This window comes from Shewanella sp. Isolate13, from assembly GCF_022398325.1.
Classification (GTDB): Bacteria; Pseudomonadota; Gammaproteobacteria; order Enterobacterales; family Shewanellaceae; genus Shewanella.
Genome location: NZ_JAKEVD010000015.1, coordinates 26,994 through 51,570, shown reverse-complemented (window position 1 = coordinate 51,570; position 24,577 = coordinate 26,994). Strand labels below are relative to the sequence as shown.

Below are 24,577 nucleotides of genomic sequence, written 5' to 3'. Positions count from 1 at the left end.
TCAGCGCTTTTGTTACAAGGCGTGAGCTATGAAGCCAAATGAATGAGACGAAAAGTTCGTTATCTCTCACTAAAAAAGCGAGCTTCACTCAAGTGGCCAGGTTAAAAATCAAACCAAACAGTTACCATCCCCCTACTGAGGAGTGATATTTAGAACTCCATCAGTTCCTTTTCTTTAGCAGCCAGAATCTCATCGATTAGCTTGATATGTGCATCAGTAAGCTTCTGCACATCGTCTTCACTACGACGAACATCATCTTCAGTACATTCTTTTTCTTTCTCTAACTCTTTAACACTTGAGTTAGCGTCACGGCGTACGTTACGAATCGCGATACGACCGTTCTCGGCTTCAGCGCGAACAACCTTGATTAGGTCTTTACGACGCTCTTCGGTTAGTGCTGGCAATGGAATACGAATTGTCGCACCCGCTGACATTGGGTTTAGACCAAGGTCAGAACTCATGATTGCTTTTTCAACAGCTGCAATCATAGTACGGTCGAAAACAGATACCGTTAACGTACGTGCGTCACCAACAGAAACACTCGCCACTTGCTTAAGCGGTGTAAGTGAACCGTAATATGGTACTTGAATAGTATCAAGAAGACTTGGGTGTGCACGGCCAGTACGAACTTTAGCCATTTGAGTTTTAGTCGACTCTACACACTTGGCCATGCGTGCTTGTGCATCGCTTTTGATTTCGTTTATCACTTTATATGTCCTTTTAAGTCACTAGGTGCTGCGGCTCTTCCGGTTCGTTTCAATGAGCTTTTAGCAGCGAGCTGAACTCTTCACTCAATTCGTTAAGCATAGTCGTTCATCACGCTGCGACACACATTAAACTTAAACCTAAGTTCTGCTCGAAAGAGCAGCGGCTCTCGTTTGATTAACCAGCTTTAATCAGTGTGCCTTCTTGCTCGCCCATGATAACGCGGCGCAATGCGCCAGGCTTATTCATGTTAAATACGAGCAATGGCATATTATGGTCTCTGGCCAAAGTGAATGCAGCCAAATCCATTACTTTCAATTCTTTGTCGAGTACTTCATTGTACCCCATAACATCATACTTGACGGCTTCAGGATTCTTAAATGGATCATCTGAATAAACACCATCAACTTTTGTGCCTTTAATCACAACTTCTGCTTCAATCTCAATACCGCGTAGACACGCAGCAGAGTCAGTCGTACAGAATGGGTTACCGGTACCCGCAGCAAAAATAACAACACGGCCAGATTTTAGCAAACTAATTGCTTCAGCCCAGTTGTAATCGTCACACACGCCTTTTAGCGGAATCGCAGACATCAAACGTGCATTAACATATGCACGGTGCAGAGAGTCGCGCATCGCTAAGCCGTTCATCACTGTTGCTAACATGCCCATGTGGTCACCAACGACACGGTTCATTCCCGCGTTCGCTAGACCTTCACCACGGAACAAGTTACCACCGCCAATGACAACACCCACCTGAATACCTAGCTCAACAAGCTCTTTGATCTCCTGCCCCATACGATCAAGCACTTTAGGATCGATGCCGAAGCCTTCTTCACCCATTAGGGCTTCACCACTTAATTTTAAAAGAACACGACGAAATGCAGGTTTAGGATTGGTACTCATATTTATTAGTCCTGATTATGGCGATAGAGGGGTACTATACTTAAACAGATTTAACGGGCTAGTTAGCTGAGTCTCATAAAATCTGTTTGAGTATATACGATAAGACCGCAGCGATTGCTACGGTCTTATGTTTAACTACTTAAAGGAAATTAACCTTTGTTAGTAGCAGCGATTTGTGCAGCTACTTCAGCAGCAAAATCTTCTTCTTTTCTTTCGATACCTTCACCAACTTCTAAACGGATGAAGTTAGTTACTGTAGCGCCTTTCTCTTTAAGAATTTCGCCAACAGTTTTCTTTGGTTCCATGATGAACGCTTGACCAGTAAGAGAGATTTCACCAGTGAACTTCTTCATACGACCAGAAACCATCTTCTCAGCGATTTCTTGAGGCTTGCCTTCGTTCATAGCGATTTCGATTTGAACTGCTTTTTCTTTCTCAACAAGTTCAGCTGGAACGTCTTCTGGGTTAACGAACTCAGGCTTAGAAGCAGCAACGTGCATAGCAACGTGCTTTAGAGTTTCTTCGTCAGCTTCACCAGTTACAACAACACCGATACGGTCGCCGTGGCGGTATTCAGCTAGGTTTGCACCGTCGATGTACTCAACGCGACGAACGTTGATGTTTTCACCGATTTTAGCAACTAGAGCAACACGAGTCTCTTCGAACTGTGCTTTCAAGTCATCGATAGAAACTTTTGATGCTGCAGCAACGTCTAGTACTTCGTTAGCAAATGCTAGGAAGTTAGAATCTTTTGCAACGAAGTCTGTTTGACAGTTAACTTCAACAAGAGCAGCGTAACCTTCGCCTTTCTTGATTAGGATTGTGCCTTCAGCAGCGATGTTACCTGCTTTCTTAGCAGCCTTAGCAGCACCGCTCTTACGCATGTTATCAATCGCTAGTTCGATGTCACCGTTAGTTTCAGTCAGTGCTTTTTTACAGTCCATCATGCCAGCGCCAGTGCGGTCACGAAGTTCTTTAACTTGGGCAGCAGTAATTGCCATTGCTAAATCCTCTACAGATAATTCTTCAAATTCAATAGATAGTAAAACAGGGGCTAGTCACTTTTGATGAGAGCGCCCCTGTTTACCAATCATGCATCTTGGTTAATAAGGGAGATGAAAATCATCTAACCTTATTATTCAGCTTCTACGAAACCGTCTTGTTCAGCTTGAACAGCTAGGTCTTGACCACGGCCAGCTTTAGCAGCAGCAGCAACAGACTGAGTGTAAAGACGGATAGAACGCATAGCATCATCATTACCAGGAATGATGTAGTTGATACCGTCTGGAGAAGAGTTTGTATCAACAACAGCAACAACAGGAATACCTAGGTTGTTAGCTTCTTTAATAGCGATATGCTCGTGGTCAGCACCGATTACGAAAATCACGTCTGGTAGACCAGCCATGTTCTTGATACCACCTAGAGACTTCTCTAGCTTCTCAAGTTCACGAGTACGCATTAGCGCTTCTTTCTTAGTCAGCTTGTCGAAAGTACCGTCTACAGACTGGCTTTCAAGGTCTTTTAGACGCTTGATTGATTGACGAACTGTTTTCCAGTTAGTCAACATACCACCTAACCAACGGTGATCAACATAGTACTGGTCACAAGAAACAGCAGCTTCTTTGATAGCTTCGCTTGCAGCACGCTTAGTACCAACAAAAAGAACCTTACCTTTCTTAGATGCAACGTTGCTGATGAAAGCAAGTGCTTCGTTGAACATTGGTACAGTGTGCTCTAGGTTGATGATGTGTACACCGTTACGAGCGCCGAAGATGAATGGCTTCATCTTTGGGTTCCAGTAACGAGTCTGGTGACCGAAGTGAACACCGGCTTGTAGCATGTCGCGCATTGAAACTGTAGTCATTTTATTTACCTTAAATAAATTAGGGGTTAGACCTCCACATATCCCATATCTTCGACCCGATAAGGGCACCCCGAAGAACGTGTCGATATGTGTGTGATTTAGTATTTATCAATAGCCATGTATAATGGCCGCCATCTTAACTCAGGCGAACCACCTTAAGGTGGAAACTGCAAGAGTCAAACATAACGGCGCGCTTTATACCATAATTTGAAAAAAAGCACAAATATTTACGTCGTTTTTTGGGCAAAGTAGTCATATTAAAAGACGACAAATTTAGACATCGAAAGACATTTATAGAGACATTAGAATGAGTATAGTAATTAAGACTGCAGAAGAAATTGAAAAGATGCGTGCCGCGGGTAAATTGGCCGCTCAAGTGCTCGAAATGATCGCCCCACATGTTAAGGCTGGTGTCACCACCAACGAGCTTAACGACATCTGTGCTAAATATACCGAGGAACAAGGAGCCATTTCTGCTCCACTCGATTATCACGGTTTTCCAAAATCGATCTGTACGTCAATTAATGAAGTTATCTGTCACGGGATCCCAAGCGACCGAGCACTCGTTGACGGTGACATCGTCAATATTGACATAACAGTGATCAAAGATGGCTATCACGGCGATACTTCAAAAATGTTCCTTATTGGCGATGTTAGCCCTAAGAACGCGCGCCTTTGCCGCATTGCCCAAGAAGCACTTTATGTCAGTATCAAGAAAGTGAAACCTGGCATGAAGCTTGGTGAAATAGGTACCTTGATTGAAAAATTCATCAAGTCTAAGAAAACAGGACTTGAAAAATACAGCATCGTCACAGATTACTGTGGCCACGGCATTGGTGCAGGCTTCCATGAAGAGCCACAGGTAATGCATTACAAAAATAATGACAAAACGGTATTGCGTGCAGGTATGTGCTTCACTATCGAACCTATGATCAACGCAGGCCGTCACACCAGCGTGTTAGATAAAAAAGACAACTGGACGGTTACCACCTCTGATGGCAAAAATTCAGCTCAGTGGGAACACACGCTTCTTGTCACGAACACAGGTGTTGAAGTACTCACACTAAGAGAGGAAGAAAAAGAACTATCGAGAGTGATTAATCACTAATAGATTTTTCGCTTCCCCCACCGAAAAGGCGTGTGTTAACACGCCTTTTGTTATTTTTCCCGTCTAACACCTCACTCCACCATTTTTCGCACCAAAATAAAGCAAGTTTAACGATATATCGTCAGTCGATGATAAAGCCCTTTAAATTAGCGATTTTTGCATAGATAATCGTTGCATAACGGATCCGTTCTCGAAGAAGAGATTTGATGAATAGTGCTCAAACTGCCAAAAATGCGTTAATCGACTTAAACCAAACGATTCTGGATAGCTTTAACGCAAAATCAGATATTCGTTCAATCGTCAGCACTCGCTGTCAACACGTCGATAGGCTACTTCAGCAGCAATGGAGCGCCCATAAACTGGAACAATTCCCTATCGCTTTAATCGCCGTTGGTGGCTATGGACGAGGAGAACTACATCCACAGTCTGATGTCGATCTACTGTTCCTCACCGAAGGTGAATTATCCCAAGATGCCGAGCAAGCATTAAGCGCTTTTATCGCTTTTATCTGGGACGCAGGGCTAGAGGTTGGTCATAGTGTTCGCAGCATTGAGCAAACGCTTGAGCAAGGACGCACCGATATTACTGTCGCCACCAACTTACTCGAATCACGTCTTTTGTGTGGTCCACAGGCCCTATTCACTCTACTTTACCGCAATATTCGTCAAGATGATTTTTGGCCTAGCAGTGAGTTTTATGTGGCCAAACGCGATGAGCAAGCAGCCCGCCATAGTCGCGCCAACGCCTTTGATTTAGAGCCGAACCTTAAAAGCTGTCCGGGTGGTCTTAGGGATATTCAGACTGTCGCTTGGGTAGCCATGCGCCACTTTAATGCCGAAAAGCTTGAAGAGCTGGTCTACCACGGCTTTTTAGACTCAGTAGAGCTCGATGAACTATTAGAGGCACAAGACTTTTTATGGCGGCTGCGCTGTTCACTGCACTTAGTCTCAGGACGCGATGAAAACCGACTATTGTTTGATCTACAACCTCAAGTCGCCAAGCTAATGGGCTATGAAGATAGTACACAATTAGCCGTTGAGCAGATGATGAAGAACTATTACCGCACGGTTAGGCGAGTAATGGAGCTTAATCAGATGCTGCTTCAGCTATTCAAACGCGCCACTTTAGGCCATATAAAAGCACTGGAAGTCGTGCCTATTGATGATAATTTCCAGCGACGTGGCAAATTCATTGAGAGCCTAAGCAGCGAGCTATTTGATAACCCAGAAAATATCTTAAACCTATTTTTGTGGGTCGCTAAAAACTCAAATATTCAAGCTATCTATGCGGTGACGTTACGCAGTTTGCGCCGCGCTCGACGCGCCCAACCTCAGGCACTGATGTATCATGAGTCCTGCCGTAAACTGTTTATGAAAATATTGCGTCACCCACGTGGTATCGCTGCGCTTTCACTGATGCACAAACATGGCGTGCTATCCGCATATCTCCCCGCATGGCGCGCCATTGAAGGCCAGATGCAGTTCGACCTCTTCCACGCCTATACCGTGGATGAACACACCCATAGATTACTGCTTAACATCGAGAGCTTCGCTCAGCCGGAGCAGAAAGAGGAGTTTCCTTTAGGCTCGGTGCTGATTAACCAACTGCCAAAGAAAGGCTTATTGGTATTAGCAGCAATCTTCCATGATATCGCCAAGGGGCGCGGTGGCGACCACAGTAAGCTTGGCGCTACCGACGCGCTAGAGTTTTGCAAGTTACATGGCATGAACGATCATGATGGTCGTTTGGTCAGTTGGCTAGTCGAAAACCATTTAGTGATGTCGGTAACGGCCCAGCGCCGCGATATCTCAGACCCCGATGTGGTTGCCGACTTTGCCGAGCATGTGCGTGATGCGGTGCACTTAAGTTATCTCTACTGCCTTACCGTTGCTGATATCTGTGCCACCAATGAGAGAACCTGGAATAACTGGAAAGGATCGCTGCTACGAGATCTCTATTTCTCCACTCAGCGGGTGCTCGCCCGTGGTAAAGAGAAACCCATCGATATCCGAGCCCGAGTTCGCGAACATCAAGCCAAAGCTAAGAAAGAGTTACTCCGTCGCGGCATAAAAGAGAAAGACTTAGATGCACTATGGCAACGTTTTAAAGCCGATTACTTTCTTCGTAACCAGCCTAACCAAATCGCTTGGCATGCTGAGGCTATCATCAAACACAAACAAGATGAGACCTTAGTGGTGATCTCAAAACACATGACACGTGGTGGTACAGAGCTATTTGTCTACGGCAAAGACAAGCCTAAATTGTTTGCCACTGTGATGGCCATATTAGACAATAAGAATATTACCGTTCATGACGCCAGCATCATGACGTCCAAAGATAACTATGCGCTGGACTCTTTCGTGATTTTGGAACAAGATGGCGAGCCGGTGTCGCAGCTTTCCCGTATTCAAGGGATCAAAAAAACGTTAATAAAAGCGTTAAGTAATGAAACGCCTAAGTTGCCGAAGTTTAGAAATCTTTCAAGAAAGATGAAACCTTTTAAAGTTGCAACCCAAGTCAGTTTCCCTGCGACCCGAAGCCATGGTAAAAGTATGATGGAGCTCATCGCACTTGACTCACCAGGGTTGCTCGCAAGAGTCGGCGAAATTTTATATCGCTGCGAAATAACCCTGCTTGCAGCAAAGATCACCACCATCGGTGAGCGAGCAGAAGATTTCTTTTTGTTGCAAACCGCCGACGGGCAACAACTCGATGACACGCAACAAGCAAAATTGCGTGAAGCACTCACAAGTGCTTTATAGATTTTTTTAAACAAAATATTGGGAGAAGTTAATGGAGGCTTTACGCCAACGTATTGAGGCGGCTTTTGAAGCACGCGCAGAGATCACACCAACAACCGTTGAGCCTAGTGTTCGTGCCGATGTTGAAAAAGCGATTGCCATGCTAGACACTGGCGAAGCCAGAGTCGCTGAGAAAATTGACGGCCAATGGCATGTTCATCAGTGGTTAAAAAAAGCCGTACTACTTTCATTCCGTATTTTCGATAACCAAGTTATCGATGGCGCAGAAACCAAATACTTCGACAAAGTACCAATGAAGTTTGCCGATTATGACGAAGAGCGTTTCCGTAAAGAAGCGATCCGTGTGGTACCACCTGCAGCGGTTCGCAAGGGCTCGTTCATCGCCAAGAACACAGTACTCATGCCATCTTACGTTAACCTAGGTGCCTATGTAGACGAAGGGACTATGGTAGACACTTGGGCAACGGTTGGCTCATGTGCTCAAATTGGTAAGAACGTTCACCTGTCTGGCGGCGTCGGTATTGGCGGGGTTTTAGAACCTCTACAAGCTGGCCCAACCATTATTGAAGATAACTGCTTCATCGGCGCACGCTCTGAGGTAGTTGAAGGCGTTATCGTTGAAGAAGGTAGTGTGATCTCTATGGGCGTGTATATCGGCCAAAGCACACGCATTTATGACCGTGAAACCGGCGAAATCCATTACGGACGCGTACCAGCTGGCTCTGTAGTCGTTGCAGGCAACTTGCCGTCTAAATGTGGTACCTACAGCTTATACGCCGCCATCATCGTGAAGAAAGTCGATGAGAAAACTCGCGGTAAAGTTGGGATCAACGAGTTACTCCGTATCGTCGACTAGACATTAATTGCTAACCGTTCAATCAACGACAAAATCCCGCTACAAGCGGGATTTTTCTTATCTTTTCACAATTGACACACTTTGAAATCAGTAGACACACTCTGTGCGCTCCTCAACATCTTGATACAACTCTTCCACAGTTATTTAGGTGAATAAGAATCAATAAGCTTTACTCAAGTTTGAACCCCAATGTGGAAGGAGCAGGACATGATTAAAACGTACGTTTTAGCAGGAGCCGCGCTAGCGATGTCACTTGGCGCTTCGGCGGCTATGTCACCTCAATTAGAGGACACGCTAATCGCCGTTTGCAAAGCTGGCGCTAGCAACAGTGTTTTCCAATTCAACAGGACAATGAAAGACAACCGTATTAATAAGAGACGAGTTTTTCCACGCTTAGTCTGTAATGGTGAGAGTTTCTATGACTTCACGGTAAGCGCAGGCGCAGATAAAACAGCCAAGAAAATTGCCCCATATACTCGAGGACAGGGAACTGTAACGATTAAAGACATCGCCATGACAGAGTCTGATGCCGAGCTTTATGTGGTCAACTACGAATAAGCTTTCGAAATTAACAGGAACAATAGAAGAGGCTTTCGCCTCTTTTATTTGGTCTAATGATGGCAACACTCTCTTCTAGGTTTAAGCTTCTAGGTTTAAGTGTTAAATGTCCGGCCTTAAGCAGCAATCTCGGTATCAATAAGTGTATTCCAATGAGGTAACCAAGCTAATGCCTCGACTTCTGGCTCCATTGTTTCACCCGCGTCAATCTTTAAAAACTCTCCAATTTGTTTCGCACCGAGTTCCTCAAATAGGCTCAAAAGCTGTTCACCTGCGCCGCAGTAGGTCTCATAACTTGAGTCACCCAGCGCAATCAGGCCAAATCTAAGCTCTGGCAGGTAGGGAGCCTTTGACTTCATCTCATTAAACCAAGGTTGAATATCGTCGGGAAGATCGCCTTGGCCTGTTGTCGAGCAGATAATCAAGAGTAACTCGTCCTCAGGAGGGACAAAACCAACAAGCTGCTCTGGTTGATACAGCTGGGTCTCTCGGCCTAATTCGAGCAAGGCCTGATCAAGCGTCTCAGCAACGTACTGAGCACCACCGTAAACTGTTCCAAAAACTAGATTCACTTTTTTCATGTTTTACTTCGCCTAAAAGCTATTTAGTTATATCCTTAACATACTTTACAGATAGATGTTGCCGCAAGCTCTGTTGCAACAATGAAGTAAGACTAACAAGGATCTCCCGCGATGAGGCACTCTTGCAGAAAAAAGCACCGTAAGCATCTTCAACGCAGTGCCCACATTCGCAGGATGTGCTATTTCCACACTGTACAATGCTTCAAATTAAGTATGACCCCTCTCCTTCAGTTCAACCTCACTAAAGAAAAAAATGAAACTAAATCTGAGTGTTAAACTGCTCGCTTTTAGTTAGACACTCAAGTGCTGCGCTAGAGTCTGTTTGCGGCGGCAGTAGCAGTCATCAAGCGATGTTCAGAGGCTCCGCGTCTAAACTAAGCGTTTGTTCATCCCAACCTAAGCCCTCAAACACACTAAACCATTCGGCCTCAAGCTCGGTCTCAACACTGATACGCTCACCGGTTCGTGGGTGATTAAAACTGAGTTTTTTAGCAATCAACCATAATCGATTAATCCCAAAATGCGCACGGAAAAATTTATTTTGTTTACCGTCACCATGGGTAGTATCTCCAAGGATCGGGTGACGTAAATGCGCCATATGACGCCTTAATTGGTGTTTACGTCCAGTATGTGGAGAAAGCTGCACCAAAGCGTAACGACTAGTTGCATAACGACCCGAAGAGTAAGGGATCTCACTATTTAGCAGAGGCTTATAGCTGGTTACAGCATCTTGGGCTGCTTTATTAGGATCGACATCCTTATCTCCTAGCTCATCAAGTTCCTCTTTTAGCGCGTAGTCGAGCGTCCCCGCCTCATTCATGTTGCCACGAACGATAGCCAAATACTCCTTATCGACGGTATGGGCAGCAAACTGCTCGCACAAGACATTGGCCATTTCACTGCTTTTTGCGAACAGTAAGATCCCAGATGTGGGCCTGTCTAAACGGTGCACCGGAAAGACATGACAGCCAACCTTATCTCGGGTCAGCTGCATAGCAAAAAAGCGTTCACGCCTTGCCAAGTAGCTACGATGGACCAAAAGACCAGCAGGCTTATGGATCACAACCACATCATCATCTTCAAATAATACTTCAATATGCGGCGCAATCTCTTGTTCGGCCTCTTGCCCTTCAAGCAAGTCATTATCTGTCATTACTGTCTCGTCACTCATTTTTACTCTCTCTCACCCGCATTAATCGGGCTGACTCAATAGCGCATCTAAATCCATTAGAATACGGATTAAATGCTGATGCTTAGCGTCTTCTCCCCAAACATGCTGCGCCATGGGAGCAACGGCTATCTTGCTAGGTAGCGGCAGCTGTTCATCAAGCAGATAATGCAACTTGGGTAAAAAAAAAATTGTAGCCACTGCTCGAATGGCATCAAATCACATGCAAAAGGCGCTGTACTCGCCAATGCTTCAGCACTCGGTGGCTGCAGACTCAATAACCCTTGCTGTGCCAACTCTGCCTCTAAAGCAACCAGCATTTCTCTTGTTTTAATTTCAATCAAGGATCACACTCCGGCTGTTCTACCCCATAGGAAATTTGGCCCGCGATGATACCATCTAGCGAGACTTATCCCTATAATATGCGCTAATTAACCTACACTCGATAACGATATGACAGAAATAACGACCCTCAGCCAATTTTTAAAAACAGCTAACACTCAATTCCAAGTTTATGACATGGGCCGTCGAGTACAACATATCGATATGATGGCATTTCATCAGATTGAAGAACTTAACTCACCTTATCCCGCCCCCATTCAAGGTCATGCCCAATTTGCGATTGTTTTTTGGGATGCGAGCCAACAGCATTATATTTGGTTTATCAAGTTACCTCTCGATGAGCGTGGGCTCTTATCTCCTGCCCCGAGAATGCAATTTATCAAGATGATTATTGAGGCCCTTGGTCGAGATCCAACCCAACCATTAACAGAGCAACAGCAAGATCAGTTAGCCAACCACCCATTTAACTTTAAGCCCACTCAAGAGAAGTTAGCGGTATTTAACGCATTAGTGCGTAAGCAGCTCGGTGGCAAGGCCTCACCTCAATATGAATTTGCTTACCAATACCTATCGGGGCAACATCCTGCAGAAAACTGGCAAAGTATCGGCTTACAGGGTATTGCCGATGTTTGCGTTAGAGCCAGTGAGCTCGACCATCAGACTCACCTGACAAATGGCTTTGATAATTGGGTTTTAGAGGTACAGATCGCCGTATGTCAGTGCTTAGAGCACTTGAGCATTGATGACGCGCTCGCGAAAAAAATACTCGCGAAACTCGATACCGCAGAAGATAAAGGCTATTTCTTACGCGCCCTTGCATCTCACCCAAAACTTGGTCAACAAGCCATTGCTCAACTCAATGACCATGGAGCTTTATCTGCCGATATGCTCATTACCATTGCCGCAAGAAACTGGTCGGCATTAAAAGATGAGCAAACTCTCACTATCTACTTGGAAGCCTTAGCAAAACAGCAACAGCACTTCTTTAACCAGATTTTTGCTGATATTGTGGCTATTCCATTAATACGCACTCAGCTTCTCGCTCAACTTCGTAATCCAAATCGTAGTACTGAGCTTGCAACTGCAATTGGCGGTTTGTTTAAGGTAACTAAAGGATGATGACAGATTTTTTAATTATTGCCGCAGTGATTATGGTCGCTGCATTTTTTTGGCAATTAAGGCAAATGGCTGAAATAAGCAGAGTTTTTACTAATAAAGAGTGCCAAAAACAAAAAGTTCAGCTGCTAGCTATTGCCCAGGAGTCAGCTAAACCTAGCCTAGGTGGCAGCAGTGGATTGACTTGGAAAGTAAAATACCTGTTTGAATTTAGCACAGATGGCATCAATCAGTACCGTGGCAGCTTATGGATGCACGGAAAGAAAATACAAAAAATACAATGGCCGATCTTCCCCGAGCCTGAATGGCATGAAGCGCCAGAAGCTAAAGGCTCACTAGGAGGCGGCTGTGGTGGGCGCTCTCGCGGCGGATGCAACTCAGGACGCTGTAAATAAGCTAAGATCTCAACGAGTAGAAACCATAAAAAGTAAAGGCACGGCCCCTGAGGGGACGTGCCTTTTCTGTGGTTGTGTAAGCTCATCCTGCTATGCGAGTGCTCCCTGCACCGTCCATGCGTAACTTTGCTCCTGCATCTTCCATGAACCTTTATATCCCTGTACCTAAAGGTACATCTCCATATAACCTTGGTTATCCATTTACCAAGCTTGCTCTTTCCTGAGCGTGTCCGATGTCATCCTTGAGAATCCATTCAACGGCTTTCCTTCGCACTCTACCTTCCTAGGTAGTAAACCTTCCATCCTAGAGTGTTTATCCGCTCCTTGGTAATATCCTTAAGGCATCAATCCATCAACACCAGATTATCCTTACCTTCCCTGTAACATACTTCCTTGTACACCTAAATAATAATTCAAAAGCTAGCTTAAACATCAGCTTAAACATTTACTTAACATACCCCTTAACAATAAAGCGCCCACCATTTCACAGTAAGCCTTTGTACCTAAAGGGAAAAATGTGTTTTAACAACTAAATTTAGGACTGATTTCTCACACATTTGTAAGAGATCTCGCACACCAACTAAGCCGATAATCTTAACTATGACCTTAAACGAAGAAAGGGCGCACCATTCGGCGCGCCCTAGCACAACTTCATTTTAGCTTTCCCGCTATATATATGCGTTCCCTGCATCATCCTTGGTTAACCTGCATCCTGCATCTTCCTTGAAAATCCCTTTTTATCCCTGTACCAAACGTACCAACTCCCTTTATTAGCTAATCCTAAGCTAAATTCCTCTTCCTGAGGTTGTCCTTATTGCATCCTGCAAAACCATTATATTCGGCTAAAACTCGCTATCTCTGCAGGTTTTAACTAAAAAATAATCTCTCTAACAAAAGAGGTGAACGCCATCCTAGCTTCAATCTCTTTATACTTATAAGCTTACAACGACAGCTAACTTTTTATCTGCACCCAAGGTTAAAACACAAACCCGCAACCTATGATTAACACGCGCACAAGGCTATAACCAATTGTAATTAAACGACTTAAAATCAATGTGTAAACAATATCCGTATCTTTCTCAATTTATCTCCCACAACAAGGTGAGAGATCTCGCACAAAAAAGTTATCTCAAAATGAATTTATAAGTGTTTTCTTCGAGTTAAGGCTTGATACAACATGAGCCAATCAGCCATAAAACTGTATAGAGGGTACTTAAACGTTGCAGGGCGATTTTTTTCAAAAACGAAATGGCCAACCCAGGCAAAACCATAACCGATAATTGGCAAGGCCAATAACATCCCCCATCGGGCCGTCAGCAAGCTATAGAAAAGTACGAAAAACACCAAAACACTCCCGATGTAATGTAAGACTCGGCAAGTCTTATCTTGATGTTGTGATAAGTAAAATGGATAAAACTCAGCAAAAGAGGAATAGTATTTATTCATTGACTAAGCCTCTATAGAACAAGAGTTCTCCGCTAACCTTACCGATGCTAAGCTGCTCAATCTTCTCGAAGCCGTGATGAGTAAATAGCGTAATATGAGCCGGATGATTGGCAAAAACCCCTACACCATCGAGATGTGGTTGTTCATCACACCAACTCAGTACTGCATTAACCAGTCGTCCGCCATAGCCCTTGCCCTGTTCATTGTTAGCGATAGCGATGAATTGCAAAATACCGCACTGATTACTGGGTAAATTGTCGATGATCTGGTTTTCTTTATTAATAATTGCTTGAGTTGACTGCCAACCAGTGCTGAGCAACATTTTTAAGCGCCAATGCCAGTATCTCGCCTCCCCTAATGGCACTTGTTGGGTGACGATACAAGCGACCCCCACTAGACGCTCCCCAACAAACATACCGATTAACGCTTGCTCCTGTTGCCACAGTTCATTCAACTCCTCACGGATTGCCCCGCGCAATTTTTGCTCATATTGCGCTTGGTCACCGGTAAAAAGCGTTTCTAAAAAGAATGGGTCATCATGATAAGCGTTATATAGAATAGAAGCGGCAATTCGTAGGTCTTCCGCTGTTAGATAAACAGCGCGGCACTCTTCCATAGCTTGATTCTCCATTTCACATTCCTTGATCTAGCTCACACTCTATCAATGTAACAAGCTTATAAAAAAGTGCAATTAATAATCAATTTAAAGCCTTAATAGCAACGCTTAATCAGCCATACTGGTATTAGAAATATTGCAGACAGCAAGAATATATAAGCCATAATTAAAGGATAGAGTCGCAGAAACGATAGGTACCAAAGTGGACACAACAACAAATGATTTGGCTCATCTGTTTTTACAGCTAGGGCTAGAAAGCGAACAAAGCGCTATTGAAACCTTTATAATGGAGCATTCGCTACCGAGTAAAATGCAGCTACATGAGGCTCCGTTTTGGAATACAGCACAAAAGCATTTTCTCGTAGAATCATTAGCGCAAGATGCCCAGTGGTCAGAAGTAATCGACCATCTGGACACCCTATTAAGAAAGCCTTAGAGAGTGATTAGATCTTACTGTAGGCCATTTGCCCCCAACCAACGACCGCATTGTTACGGATCACCACAGGCGTACATTCATCTTTAGTGGTTTTACCGTCCCCATGGGTACGCTGGGTGCGATAGAACAATACATAAACTTCTTTATCTTGTTGGATATAAGCTTCATTGAAGTCGGCAGTCCCCATTAAGGTGGTCACTTGATCTTTAGACATGCCTAAGGATATTTTTGCTAGGTTATTACGGTTCTTCTCTTGGGTCTTTTCCCATGCGGCATTACTGTCCCATCCAGATTCCCCATCTCCAACATTGACCACGCAGCCCGTTAGCCCTAAGCTTGCAATCCCAAAAAACGCTAAACCTAATAATTTTGTTTTCACTTTAACTTCCTGTATTAACATTGTTTTTAGTTTTACTTAAAAAGCAATTAACATGCCAAGCATCAAGCTACTGTTTTTGTTTGAATTTATTTTAGAGTAGACCTTGGGTATTATACTGTGATTAACAAAAAGACTAACGAGTGAGGAATTTGACTAACCATGAGTCCATTAGAACAAGTACTCAGCGCAGCTAAGAAGATCAGTGATGAAGGTAGAACACCGACCCTCGCACTCGTTAAGAGCAAACTTGGCAGTAACATCCCCATGCCGATACTGATCCAAGGATTACAACAGTTTAAATCCATGAGTGTCGATGATATTAAAACACTATCGGCAGATTGTTCCGTTCAACCTGCAGAGGATGCAGCCGAACAATCTATCGCCGCGAATCAGGCAGATAAAATTACTAGGCTCGAACAGGAGCTTGCCGAATTAAAAGCTGAATTCAACTTGCTGAAAAAGCAGCTAAACAAATTGGAAAAACAGTGTTGCGACACCGAAGGACATAAATAGAATGCATGTGGTTGAGTTAAGATTCGAGTGTTTTGATAACACCACCATTAGCGCCGCAGAGAAAGCCATTAATGGGTTGCTTGAGGCCTATCGCGCCAACGGCCAAGTCCTAGGACGTGAGTTTGCCGTAGCATTCAATGAAGGTGAATTTAGAGTCAGGTTGCTAATGCCAGAAAAGAGCAGTCTCTCAAAACGTTTCAATAGCCCTTGGGTTGATACCGCGCTAAATGAGCTCACCGATGCAAAATTACTGGCGCCACGCGAAAAATATATTGGTCAAGACATCAACTCAGAGGTCTCGAGTCAAGACACCCCGAGCTGGCAGCTACTATATACCAGTTATGTCCATATGTGCTCGCCTCTGCGAAACGGCGATACTTTGCAGCCCATACCTCTGTATCACATTCCGCCGACCGCCAATGGCGATCATAAGCGTTTAATCCGCTGGCAAACAGAATGGCAGGCCTGTGATGAACTACAGATGGCTGCCGCCACAAAAGCAGAGTTTGCCGCGCTAGAGGAGCTAACCAGTCACCAGAGTGATCTATTCAGACGCGGCTGGGATCTGCGCGGAAGAGTCGAGTATTTAACGAAGATCCCGACCTACTATTACCTATACCGTGTTGGTGGTGAGAGCCTTGCGGCGGAAAAGCAGCGTCCCTGCCCTAAATGCGGCAGCAAAGAGTGGCTTCTGGACGAGCCCTTATTAGATATGTTTCACTTTCGCTGCGAGACTTGCCGCATAGTGTCGAATATCTCATGGGATCATCTATAAGACTCTATAGTTTCCTTATATAACGCCTTCCCACACAATAACGTCCTCATAAAAAATGGCTCAATCAATATTGAGCCATTTTTTTATTACATCTAACGCATCAATTATTTGCCACGCAAATTGCGCCACATCAACTTCATTCGCTGCCAAATACCTGGGTGATCTAGCTCAGGCATAGACTCCTCTATCGGTTTAACTGGCGGCGTGACTCTTGGCGTGAGTAAACCAATAAATTCATCTAGCGATTCAGCAAGCTTAGTGCTTTGAACCTCGCCTGGGATCTCAACCCAAACACTGCCATCGGCATTATTCACGGTTAGCATCTTATCTTCATCATCTAAAACACCGATAAACCAGGTTGGCTCCTGCTTAAGCTTTTTCTTCATCATCAAATGGCCGATGATATTTTGCTGCAGGTACTCAAAATCGGTTTGGTTCCACACTTGGATAAGTTCACCGCTCCCCCACTCTGAGTCAAAGAATAGTGGTGCAGAAAAGTGACGACCATAAAAAACATTGATCTCAGGTGAAAGGGTCAATTCAAGCGCCGTTTCGACGTTATCAAACTGACCCGGTGTTTGACGAACGACCGCTTGCCAAAACACGGCTCCATCACTATCCATTTTGCCTACAACACAGTCAGACTCTTGCTCTTGGGCATAATATCGTGGCTGCTCGCCAAGTTTATCCACGTAGGCTTGTTGATATTTAGATAAAAAAAGATCTAAAGCGGGTAAAGAAGACACTGAAGACAGTTCCAAATCAGTTATAATAGGGGTCTATTTTGACATGGAAACCGTATTGATGACACAACATCATGATCCCTATAGTAACGCCCCCGAACTTTCTGAATTAACATTAGGAAAGTCGACTGGTTATCAAGAGCAGTATGATGCATCTTTACTTCAAGGCGTACCGCGTAAATTAAACCGTGATGCAATAGGCCTGACTCACGAGTTGCCGTTTCATGGCTGTGATATCTGGACTGGATACGAGCTCTCTTGGCTCAATGCCAAAGGCAAACCTATGGTGGCTATTGCCGAGTTCAGCCTAAGTTTTGATAGTAAAAACCTGATTGAGTCTAAGTCATTCAAGCTGTATTTAAACAGCTACAATCAGACTCGATTCGATAGTGCGCAAGCGGTACAAGAAAGACTGACCCAAGACTTAAGTGCCTGCGCCGATGGTGAAGTAACCGTAAAAGTCATCGAGCCAAAGCAGTTCCACCACCAGCGAATTGTTGAGCTCCCAGGGACTTGCATCGATGATCTGGATATTGAGATTGATGACTATAGTTTCAATCCGGACTACTTAGTAGATAGCGTCGATAATAAAGCGATTGTCGCTGAGACGCTGACATCTAACTTGCTAAAGTCAAACTGCTTGATCACCTCACAGCCCGATTGGGGCACGGTAATGATCCGCTATCAGGGTCCTAAGATTGATCGTGAAAAGTTACTCAGATATCTCATCTCATTTAGACAGCATAACGAGTTCCACGAGCAGTGTGTTGAGCGGATTTTCGTTGACCTTAAACGTTTCTGCCAATGTGCCAAACTTACAGTTTATGCCCGTTATACCCGCCGCGGCGGTTTAGATATCAACCCATATCGTAGCGACTTTGAACACCCAGCCGAGAATCAACGTCTCGCTAGGCAGTAACCAAGCCGCAAAAATACCTGTAGCGCTCTGCATTACAGGTATTTTTTTAGCTCGCATTCAAGACTAAAACCTTGGGTTACTCCGCAGTGCTATCGCTTGATTGAGCAACTTCCTTAGCCAAAGATTAGCTGGATTCTGCTGTAGCTTATGACTCCATACCATATGATATTCGATAGGCTCGACTGCAAAAGGCAGCTCAAATACCTGTAAGCCAAACATCTGTGCATACTCATCGGAATAAGACTTAGACGCAATAGCCAAGGCATCACTTTTAGAGGCCAAGGCCATCATACTTAAAATTGACGATTGCTCGCTATGCATCTTACGCGCCGGTAATACCTGCTTGGTTAATAGGTCGGCGACGCTTAAATTACCCCGGCGCATCTTAAAAATGATGTGTTTCTCATTAAAGTACTGCTCTTGTGTGATAGCGCCTTTTATACGCGGATGGTTTTTTCTGGCCACACACACCAGTTTATCTTTCATCACCTTTTCACTCTTAAAAGAGCTCGATTCAGGCAACCAAATATCCAGTGCTAAGTCGACTTTTTCAAGTTGCAGATCCATCTGCAACTCCTCTTCAATTAATGGTGGCTCGCGAAACACGATACTAATCGACAACGTCTCGAGTAAGTGCTCAACGACTCCCTGTAATAAGAGAATCGCCGATTCACTGGCATACACATAGAAGGTACGTTCACTGGTGCTGGCTTCAAATACCTCAAAGCTCGAAGCAACCTGTTCGATTTCAGATACCGGACTCGCTAACTGCTGATACAAGTTCATCGCACTCGCCGTTGGCTTAACGCCTCTGCCAACACGAATAAACAGCTCCTCTCCCACCGATAGCTTAAGGCGTGCAATAGCGTTGCTCACCGATGACTGAGTCAGGTCTAATTCCTCGGCCGCGCGGCTAAATGACGAGGTACGATATACCGCAGTAAAAATGCGGAACAGATTAAGATCGAATGACTTTTGCTGTGACATAAATAATTCCGCTTACTGCTAATAATGGCCACTATAATATTCATATTATAAATATTAAAAGTAAAGTCTACGCTAATTATTAATCGAGTTCCCCTCGCTATACTGGCCACATTCAATCGAGCAGCATTCAGAAAAAGACGCCTATTAGCATTAATTTATCGGCGAATTCTGAGACGTAATGCTTTGAACCGACTTAATTTACTAAGGAAAACTCATGAAGCAGACTCTACTTGCCATCTCAATCGTGTCAATTTTCTCGTTTAATGCCGCTGCAGCCCAGCATGAACATGATCACATCACTGTGCATTACCAAGGTAAAGATGCCACCGAGCACACCATTGCCCATAACCAAGCCGTAGCGGCTACCCTTAACTTTGCCGATACGCGAGCTTTCGAGCAATCCTCCAAGAACCTTATCGCTAAGTTTGATAAGGCAACAGCGGATATTCTAAGAGCCGAGTTTGCCTTTATCAGCGACAAGACACCTGACTCTGTGAACCCATCACTCTATCGTCAGGCTCAGCTTAATATGGTGCCTAATGGCCTATATAAGGTCAGCGATGGGATCTATCAGGTTCGCGGTACAGACTTGTCTAACTTAACCCTTATTCGCAGTGATAACGGCTGGATTGCCTATGATGTGCTGCTCACTAAAGAGGCGGCCAAAGCATCGCTACAGTTTGCCCTAAAGAATCTGCCTAAAGATGGCGACTTACCTGTGGTTGCCATGATCTACTCCCATAGCCACGCCGACCACTTTGGTGGCGCTCGCGGCGTACAAGAGATGTTCCCTAACGTCAAAGTCTACGGCTCAGATAACATCACCAAAGAGATTGTCGATGAAAACGTGCTCGCCGGTAACGCCATGAGTCGCCGCGCTGCCTACCAATATGGTGCAACTTTGGGCAAACATGATCACGGTATTGTCGATGCCGCATTAGGTAAGGGCTTATCGAAAGGTGAGATCACCTATGTGGCGCCGGACTACACCTTAAACGGTGAAGGCAAGTGGGAAACCCTCACCATAGATGGCCTAGAGATGGTGTTTATGGATGCATCAGGCACCGAAGCTGAGTCTGAGATGATCACCTATATTCCATCGAAAAAAGCGCTTTGGACTGGAGAGCTCACCTATCAGGGTATGCATAACATCTACACTCTGCGCGGTGCAAAAGTGCGTGATGCACTTAAGTGGTCGAAAGACATTAACGAGATGATTAATGCCTTTGGTGACGATGTTGAAGTACTGTTTGCATCCCACTCGGCGCCTGTCTGGGGCAATCAAGATATCAATGAGTTCCTGCGCTTACAGCGTGATAACTACGGTTTAGTTCACAACCAAACACTAAGACTGGCTAACGATGGTGTCGGTATTCAGGATATCGGCGATGCGATTCAAGACACGATTCCAGAGTCTATCTATAAGACCTGGCACACTAATGGTTATCACGGTACCTATAGCCATAACGCTAAGGCGGTGTATAACAAGTACCTAGGTTACTTCGACATGAATCCAGCCAACCTAAACCCGCTGCCAACCAAGCAAGAATCCGTAAAGTTTGTCGAATATATGGGCGGCGCAGATGCGGCGGTAAAACGCGCTAAAGATGACTACGCTCAAGGTGAATATCGCTTCGTGGCAACGGCATTGAACAAGGTGGTAATGGCCGAGCCTGAAAATGATGAGGCGCGCCAACTGCTGGCCGACACTTACGAGCAACTCGGGTATCAATCTGAAGGCGCGGGTTGGAGAAACATCTATCTTACTGGCGCTCAAGAGTTAAGGGTCGGAATTCAAGCTGGCGCGCCTAAAACCGCATCGGCAGATGTGATTAGTGAAATGGATATGCCAACACTGTTCGATTTCCTTGCGGTAAAAATCGACAGCCAAGTCGCCGCCAAACAAGGATTCGTTAAGATGAATATCATCACTCCTGACACCAAAGATATTCTCTATATTGAGCTAAGTAACGGCAACTTAAGTAATGCAGTGGTCAATAAGGAGCAGAAAGCGGATGCCAACCTCATCGTCAACAAGGCCGATGTGAATCGTATTTTGCTTGGGCAAACTACGCTTAAAGCCTTATTAGCAAGCGGCGATGCTAAGCTAACTGGAGATAAAGAAGCCTTTGGCAAAATTGCCGATAGCATGGTGGAGTTCAACCCTGCCTTTGAGATAGTGCCAACGCCGGTGAAATAGCACTCTAATTCTCTTCACAAACAAAACGGGGCGCTTAATGCGCCCCGTTTTATTATTCGCGATTAAGCATTAACGGTTATTAAATCCTTTCTAATAGTATTTTCAAGTCGACCTTCATCGCCTTGATCCTTGCTTGCTGGCACTGGCCTACACTGATCGCAAACCGGTAATTATCATCCAAGTGCCCGAGCCAGCAGTGCCAATTTACAGCACCTTTCATCTGCGCCAAGAGCTGTTCGCCCGCAACTTGCTCCCTATTCTCTTGCAGTGTAAAGAGGCCAATGTTTTGCTTAAGGCGTATAGGAGAGGTACCTAGCTCACTCGTGATGGAATCAGCTGAGGGAGTAACACTTTGAATAACATCAAGCTCGAGCGAAGTCTCAATTAAAGAAGAGAAGTCAAAGGCAAAAGATTTAAGCGATAGCGCTAAGCCCAACCCCTTAGCTTTAATGTAGGACTCTTTTAACGCCCATAGATCGAAGAAACGTTCTCGCTGCAACTCAGTTGGCAATGCCAGTAACGCCGCTTTCTCTGGCTCAGAGAAGTAATGGCTAAGAATCGAGTGAATATTGGTACTCTCACGGCAACGCTCAACGTCGACACCAAGCTCTAACTCGTTTGCGTCAACGCAGAAATCGATATTGCCATGACTAGAACGCTGTTTGCAGATCCCAACAACCAGCCAACCACCGCTATGGCTTATATTAAAGTGGATCCCGGTTTGCAAAAATTGCGCTTCGCTTAATCTAGGCTTACCTTTGTCACCATACTCGAAGCACCACTCACTTGGATGAATAGCGCCATGCAAAGACAAGAGTGCTCGCAAGTAACCTCTCACCATCAAGGCTTGCTCTTTAGCTTCTGGCTTGATGTAGCGGTTAACTTTATCGATTTCACCCTGAGGAAGCCAAGTGCGGATTAAGGCTGCAGACTCACTATCAAGATCAGCAATGTTTAACGGGCAAAAATAGAGTTTTATTGCAGTAAATTCAGACAAGACAAGCTCAAATATGCATTTAGGTATAGGAGCTATTGTGGCCTGTTTTAATTAAAAACAACAGCCACAAACTCAAATGGCACCACAATAGCTCAATAACAAAACCTTTCTATTAACTCATCAATGTAGCCTGTACTCTATCGGGAACCACGTCATAACGACTAAAGCTCATCGAGAACTGGCCCTCTCCTCCCGTCATCGATTTTAGCCGAGTCGAGTAGTCAGCAACATTCGCAAGCGGCGCTTCTACAGTTACCTCAACCATGCCGTTGGTTTGCGCCTGAGTACCACACACCATGCCTCTAGACGCACTGATATCACCAGTGATCTCCCCTACATAGCCCTGCTCTACGCATATTTGCATATCGACAACAGGCTCAAGGATCACAGGTTGTGCCGAAGTAACAGCCTCCATAAAGGCTCGCTTGCCCGCCATGACAAATGCTATCTCCTTCGAGTCGACACTATGGTGCTTACCGTCTAATACCGTGACTTTAATATCCTGCATTGGGAAGCCACCCAAGCCACCTGCTAACATGGCCTCACGCACGCCTTTCTCTACCGCTGGGATATACTGGCTTGGCACAGAACCGCCAACTACTTTACTGACAAACTCAAAACCTTGGCCACGAGCCAACGGCTCAACCATCAATTCGACTTCACCAAATTGCCCAGAGCCTCCAGATTGCTTCTTATGACGATAACGGGACTTCGCCTCAGCCATAATCGTTTCTCGATATGGCACGGCAGGAATTTCGGTTTCCATATCCACATTAAACACAGTTTGGGCCTTTTCTAGCGCAATTTGCAGATGTAGATCTCCCTGTCCTTGAAGCAGCGTTTGTCCCTGCACTTCGCCTCGAGTCACGTGTAAACTGGGATCTTCAGCCACCAGCTTATTTAATACCTCAGATAGCTTTTGTTCGTCTCCACGGCGTTTAGGTGAAACCGCTAGGCCAAAAATAGGCTGAGGTAGCGCGTTCTCTGGCATATGAAAATCATCTTCATCATGGCTATCGTGCAGCACAGCGCCTATCTCTAATTCATCGACTTTCGCAATTGCATAGATATCTCCCGGTATCGCTTGAGCCACATCAATCTGCTTCTCACCTTGCAATTTAATCAAATGAGCCACTTTAAATGGTTTACGTCCTTGGCCGATATACAGCTTCATTCCCACATCAATCGTGCCTTGATATAAGCGAAATACGCCCATTCGTCCAAAAAATGGGTCCACTGCGACCCTAAATACGTGGGCGAGTACATGCTCGTTAGGACTCTGATTGACTGTGACAGCTTTAGCGCTGTCGCCAAAACCTTTTACAAATTTCGGTGGGTTCGCCTCTAGAGGGTTGGGCATTAACTTAACAAGGATCTCTAACAGTGAACTGATCCCGATCTCTTTTTCGGCGCTGGTAAAGCAAACTGGGACTAAGTGGCCTAAACGCAAAGCCGTTTCGAGCGGGGCATGAAGCTGCTCTGGGGTTAACGATTCACCCTGCTCAAGATAGAGCTCCATTAGTTGCTCATCTTCTTCAAGCACGGTATCGACTAACTGATCTCGCGCAGCTTCAGCGCCAATAAAAGCAGTTTGAGCTTGGGGGTCACAATGTAAATAGCAATCTACCACACCATCACCCGCAACATTTGGCAGGTTAACCGGTAAACATCGCTGCCCAAACTGTGCTTGAATCTCTTGTAGCAAAGGCGCTAACGCCGACTCATTGCCATCAATATGATTAATAACGATGAGCACTGCTTTACCTTGACTGCGGGCGGCCTCAAAGGCTCTTTTGGTTATCGCCTCTATGCCAACACCTGCGTGGATCACTAGTACAACGGACTCGACACCAGGCAGCGGTAACAAGGCTCGACCAAAAAAATCCGGTAATCCGGGAGTGTCTATTATATTGATATGGTGGTTGGCGTAATCGAGATTGAGGAATGAAGGTTCTAAACTATGGCGGTGGGRTTTTTCTTGGGCGGTAAAGTCAGCGTGATTTGTGCCTTTATCGACCCTGCCTTTTAGTGTTATCGCCTCTGCACGAAAAAGAAGCGCCTCTAACAGAGAGGATTTTCCAGATCCAGTGTGTCCGAGCACAGCCAAGTTTCGGATTTGCTCAGTAGTAAATTCAGCCATCTTGGCCTCCTTTTTTTTACATTATTTAGTCAATCCATTTTCAATTTGCAATCTTCATTGAGCGA

General features: G+C 45.0%; 24 protein-coding genes and 1 pseudogene. 11 read left to right on the top strand and 14 right to left on the bottom strand.

Translation table 11 applies throughout. From position 1 onward, the window contains the following. Positions 1-149: 149 nt before the first annotated feature. The 4 genes from frr to rpsB form a co-directional block, all read right to left on the bottom strand. Positions 150-707, bottom strand: coding sequence for a ribosome recycling factor (gene frr, locus L1D44_RS11410; protein ID WP_239890728.1), 558 nt, complete (start codon positions 705-707; stop codon positions 150-152). A 175-nt stretch (positions 708-882) separates the two neighbouring features. Continuing rightward, on the bottom strand, positions 883-1,611 hold the full coding sequence (gene pyrH / locus L1D44_RS11405) for a UMP kinase (protein WP_239890726.1): 729 nt from the start codon (positions 1,609-1,611) through the stop codon (positions 883-885). A gap of 149 nt (positions 1,612-1,760) precedes the next feature. Beyond that, entirely contained in the window at positions 1,761-2,612 is an 852-nt protein-coding gene (gene tsf / locus L1D44_RS11400) for a translation elongation factor Ts (protein ID WP_239890724.1), read from the bottom strand. A 134-nt stretch (positions 2,613-2,746) separates the two neighbouring features. Further along, positions 2,747-3,475: a 30S ribosomal protein S2 gene (gene rpsB / locus L1D44_RS11395; RefSeq protein ID WP_028768063.1), complete on the bottom strand. Its 729-nt coding sequence runs from the start codon at positions 3,473-3,475 to the stop codon at positions 2,747-2,749. A gap of 307 nt (positions 3,476-3,782) precedes the next feature. Between rpsB and map the strand changes: the two genes are divergently transcribed. The 4 genes from map (at position 3,783) to L1D44_RS11375 (ending at position 8,759) form a co-directional block, all read left to right on the top strand. After that, positions 3,783-4,583: a type I methionyl aminopeptidase gene (gene map, locus L1D44_RS11390; protein ID WP_239890722.1), complete on the top strand. Its 801-nt coding sequence runs from the start codon at positions 3,783-3,785 to the stop codon at positions 4,581-4,583. 206 nt (positions 4,584-4,789) lie between these two features. Beyond that, entirely contained in the window at positions 4,790-7,345 is a 2,556-nt protein-coding gene (gene glnD / locus L1D44_RS11385) for a bifunctional uridylyltransferase/uridylyl-removing protein GlnD (RefSeq protein WP_239890720.1), read from the top strand. Between the two features lie 31 nt (positions 7,346-7,376). Beyond that, positions 7,377-8,201, top strand: coding sequence for a 2,3,4,5-tetrahydropyridine-2,6-dicarboxylate N-succinyltransferase (dapD, locus tag L1D44_RS11380; protein ID WP_220767327.1), 825 nt, complete (start codon positions 7,377-7,379; stop codon positions 8,199-8,201). 207 nt (positions 8,202-8,408) lie between these two features. Then, on the top strand, positions 8,409-8,759 hold the full coding sequence (locus L1D44_RS11375) for a DUF3718 domain-containing protein (RefSeq protein ID WP_239890718.1): 351 nt from the start codon (positions 8,409-8,411) through the stop codon (positions 8,757-8,759). A 116-nt stretch (positions 8,760-8,875) separates the two neighbouring features. Here the strand turns inward: L1D44_RS11375 and L1D44_RS11370 are convergent, their stop codons facing one another. The 3 genes and pseudogenes from L1D44_RS11370 to L1D44_RS11360 form a co-directional block, all read right to left on the bottom strand. Further along, positions 8,876-9,340, bottom strand: a complete 465-nt coding sequence (locus tag L1D44_RS11370; RefSeq protein WP_239890717.1) for a flavodoxin — start codon at positions 9,338-9,340, stop codon at positions 8,876-8,878. Between the two features lie 343 nt (positions 9,341-9,683). Beyond that, positions 9,684-10,511 (bottom strand): tRNA pseudouridine(65) synthase TruC, encoded by an 828-nt coding sequence (truC, locus tag L1D44_RS11365; RefSeq protein WP_239890715.1) that lies wholly within the window; start codon positions 10,509-10,511, stop codon positions 9,684-9,686. 21 nt (positions 10,512-10,532) lie between these two features. Then, positions 10,533-10,828 (bottom strand): annotated as a pseudogene (locus L1D44_RS11360) (YqcC family protein). A 133-nt stretch (positions 10,829-10,961) separates the two neighbouring features. Here L1D44_RS11360 and L1D44_RS11355 point away from each other — a divergent pair. After that, the gene (locus tag L1D44_RS11355; protein WP_239890713.1) at positions 10,962-11,969 is read left to right on the top strand and encodes a DUF3549 family protein; all 1,008 of its coding nucleotides are present in this window, start codon (positions 10,962-10,964) and stop codon (positions 11,967-11,969) included. Continuing rightward, positions 11,966-12,361, top strand: a complete 396-nt coding sequence (locus L1D44_RS11350; RefSeq protein ID WP_239890711.1) for a DUF3301 domain-containing protein — start codon at positions 11,966-11,968, stop codon at positions 12,359-12,361. The genes L1D44_RS11355 and L1D44_RS11350 overlap by 4 nt, the downstream gene beginning before the upstream one ends. Before the next feature lie 1,140 nt (positions 12,362-13,501). Here the strand turns inward: L1D44_RS11350 and L1D44_RS11345 are convergent. Continuing rightward, positions 13,502-13,807, bottom strand: a complete 306-nt coding sequence (locus tag L1D44_RS11345) for a DUF962 domain-containing protein (RefSeq protein WP_239890709.1) — start codon at positions 13,805-13,807, stop codon at positions 13,502-13,504. Then, positions 13,800-14,438, bottom strand: coding sequence for a GNAT family N-acetyltransferase (locus tag L1D44_RS11340; RefSeq protein WP_239890707.1), 639 nt, complete (start codon positions 14,436-14,438; stop codon positions 13,800-13,802). Before L1D44_RS11340 ends, L1D44_RS11345 begins: the two co-directional genes overlap by 8 nt. Positions 14,439-14,625: 187 nt before the next feature. Here L1D44_RS11340 and L1D44_RS11335 point away from each other — a divergent pair, with 187 nt between their 5' ends. Further along, on the top strand, positions 14,626-14,859 hold the full coding sequence (locus tag L1D44_RS11335) for a DUF2789 domain-containing protein (RefSeq protein WP_239890705.1): 234 nt from the start codon (positions 14,626-14,628) through the stop codon (positions 14,857-14,859). Positions 14,860-14,866: 7 nt separating this feature from the next. Here the strand turns inward: L1D44_RS11335 and L1D44_RS11330 are convergent, their stop codons facing one another. Beyond that, a complete protein-coding gene (locus tag L1D44_RS11330; RefSeq protein ID WP_220767336.1) occupies positions 14,867-15,259 on the bottom strand; it encodes a DUF3192 domain-containing protein in 393 nt (130 codons plus the stop codon). A gap of 138 nt (positions 15,260-15,397) precedes the next feature. On the opposite strand from L1D44_RS11330, the gene L1D44_RS11325 reads away from it, so the two are divergent. Both L1D44_RS11325 and L1D44_RS11320 read left to right on the top strand, forming a co-directional pair. Next, positions 15,398-15,751, top strand: a complete 354-nt coding sequence (locus L1D44_RS11325) for a hypothetical protein (protein ID WP_239890704.1) — start codon at positions 15,398-15,400, stop codon at positions 15,749-15,751. A gap of 1 nt (position 15,752) precedes the next feature. Then, positions 15,753-16,526, top strand: a complete 774-nt coding sequence (locus L1D44_RS11320) for a Zn-ribbon-containing protein (protein ID WP_239890702.1) — start codon at positions 15,753-15,755, stop codon at positions 16,524-16,526. A 104-nt stretch (positions 16,527-16,630) separates the two neighbouring features. On the opposite strand, the gene syd is transcribed toward L1D44_RS11320, so the two are convergent. Further along, positions 16,631-17,272 carry a SecY-interacting protein gene (gene syd, locus L1D44_RS11315; protein WP_239890700.1) on the bottom strand — a complete coding sequence of 214 codons (642 nt, stop codon included), beginning with the start codon at positions 17,270-17,272 and terminating at the stop codon, positions 16,631-16,633. A gap of 58 nt (positions 17,273-17,330) precedes the next feature. On the opposite strand from syd, the gene queF reads away from it, so the two are divergent. Continuing rightward, a complete protein-coding gene (gene queF / locus L1D44_RS11310; RefSeq protein WP_239890698.1) occupies positions 17,331-18,188 on the top strand; it encodes an NADPH-dependent 7-cyano-7-deazaguanine reductase QueF in 858 nt (285 codons plus the stop codon). A 63-nt stretch (positions 18,189-18,251) separates the two neighbouring features. On the opposite strand, the gene L1D44_RS11305 is transcribed toward queF, so the two are convergent. Next, positions 18,252-19,175 (bottom strand): LysR family transcriptional regulator, encoded by a 924-nt coding sequence (locus tag L1D44_RS11305; RefSeq protein ID WP_239890696.1) that lies wholly within the window; start codon positions 19,173-19,175, stop codon positions 18,252-18,254. Positions 19,176-19,389: 214 nt separating this feature from the next. On the opposite strand from L1D44_RS11305, the gene L1D44_RS11300 reads away from it, so the two are divergent. Further along, positions 19,390-21,375 carry an alkyl sulfatase dimerization domain-containing protein gene (locus L1D44_RS11300; protein ID WP_239890694.1) on the top strand — a complete coding sequence of 662 codons (1,986 nt, stop codon included), beginning with the start codon at positions 19,390-19,392 and terminating at the stop codon, positions 21,373-21,375. Between the two features lie 79 nt (positions 21,376-21,454). Here the strand turns inward: L1D44_RS11300 and L1D44_RS11295 are convergent, their stop codons facing one another. Both L1D44_RS11295 and fusA read right to left on the bottom strand, forming a co-directional pair. Continuing rightward, entirely contained in the window at positions 21,455-22,372 is a 918-nt protein-coding gene (locus tag L1D44_RS11295) for a 4'-phosphopantetheinyl transferase superfamily protein (RefSeq protein WP_275660460.1), read from the bottom strand. A gap of 112 nt (positions 22,373-22,484) precedes the next feature. After that, complete coding sequence (gene fusA, locus L1D44_RS11290; RefSeq protein ID WP_239890692.1) at positions 22,485-24,512, bottom strand: elongation factor G; 2,028 nt, start codon at positions 24,510-24,512, stop codon at positions 22,485-22,487. Between the last annotated feature and the right edge of the window lie 65 nt (positions 24,513-24,577).

What these genes read in the sequence shown, in the direction of transcription:
- pyrH (WP_239890726.1), bottom strand. Translation starts at nt 1,611, where the DNA reads ATGAGTACCAATCCTAAACCTGCATTTCGTCGTGTTCTTTTAAAATTA.
- L1D44_RS11350 (WP_239890711.1), top strand. Translation starts at nt 11,966, where the DNA reads ATGATGACAGATTTTTTAATTATTGCCGCAGTGATTATGGTCGCTGCA.
- L1D44_RS11375 (WP_239890718.1), top strand. Translation starts at nt 8,409, where the DNA reads ATGATTAAAACGTACGTTTTAGCAGGAGCCGCGCTAGCGATGTCACTT.
- L1D44_RS11300 (WP_239890694.1), top strand. Translation starts at nt 19,390, where the DNA reads ATGAAGCAGACTCTACTTGCCATCTCAATCGTGTCAATTTTCTCGTTT.
- L1D44_RS11330 (WP_220767336.1), bottom strand. Translation starts at nt 15,259, where the DNA reads ATGTTAATACAGGAAGTTAAAGTGAAAACAAAATTATTAGGTTTAGCG.
- queF (WP_239890698.1), top strand. Translation starts at nt 17,331, where the DNA reads ATGACACAACATCATGATCCCTATAGTAACGCCCCCGAACTTTCTGAA.
- L1D44_RS11305 (WP_239890696.1), bottom strand. Translation starts at nt 19,175, where the DNA reads ATGTCACAGCAAAAGTCATTCGATCTTAATCTGTTCCGCATTTTTACT.
- truC (WP_239890715.1), bottom strand. Translation starts at nt 10,511, where the DNA reads ATGAGTGACGAGACAGTAATGACAGATAATGACTTGCTTGAAGGGCAA.
- map (WP_239890722.1), top strand. Translation starts at nt 3,783, where the DNA reads ATGAGTATAGTAATTAAGACTGCAGAAGAAATTGAAAAGATGCGTGCC.
- L1D44_RS11355 (WP_239890713.1), top strand. Translation starts at nt 10,962, where the DNA reads ATGACAGAAATAACGACCCTCAGCCAATTTTTAAAAACAGCTAACACT.
- L1D44_RS11340 (WP_239890707.1), bottom strand. Translation starts at nt 14,438, where the DNA reads ATGGAGAATCAAGCTATGGAAGAGTGCCGCGCTGTTTATCTAACAGCG.
- L1D44_RS11320 (WP_239890702.1), top strand. Translation starts at nt 15,753, where the DNA reads ATGCATGTGGTTGAGTTAAGATTCGAGTGTTTTGATAACACCACCATT.
- L1D44_RS11325 (WP_239890704.1), top strand. Translation starts at nt 15,398, where the DNA reads ATGAGTCCATTAGAACAAGTACTCAGCGCAGCTAAGAAGATCAGTGAT.
- rpsB (WP_028768063.1), bottom strand. Translation starts at nt 3,475, where the DNA reads ATGACTACAGTTTCAATGCGCGACATGCTACAAGCCGGTGTTCACTTC.
- tsf (WP_239890724.1), bottom strand. Translation starts at nt 2,612, where the DNA reads ATGGCAATTACTGCTGCCCAAGTTAAAGAACTTCGTGACCGCACTGGC.
- L1D44_RS11370 (WP_239890717.1), bottom strand. Translation starts at nt 9,340, where the DNA reads ATGAAAAAAGTGAATCTAGTTTTTGGAACAGTTTACGGTGGTGCTCAG.
- L1D44_RS11345 (WP_239890709.1), bottom strand. Translation starts at nt 13,807, where the DNA reads ATGAATAAATACTATTCCTCTTTTGCTGAGTTTTATCCATTTTACTTA.
- dapD (WP_220767327.1), top strand. Translation starts at nt 7,377, where the DNA reads ATGGAGGCTTTACGCCAACGTATTGAGGCGGCTTTTGAAGCACGCGCA.
- glnD (WP_239890720.1), top strand. Translation starts at nt 4,790, where the DNA reads ATGAATAGTGCTCAAACTGCCAAAAATGCGTTAATCGACTTAAACCAA.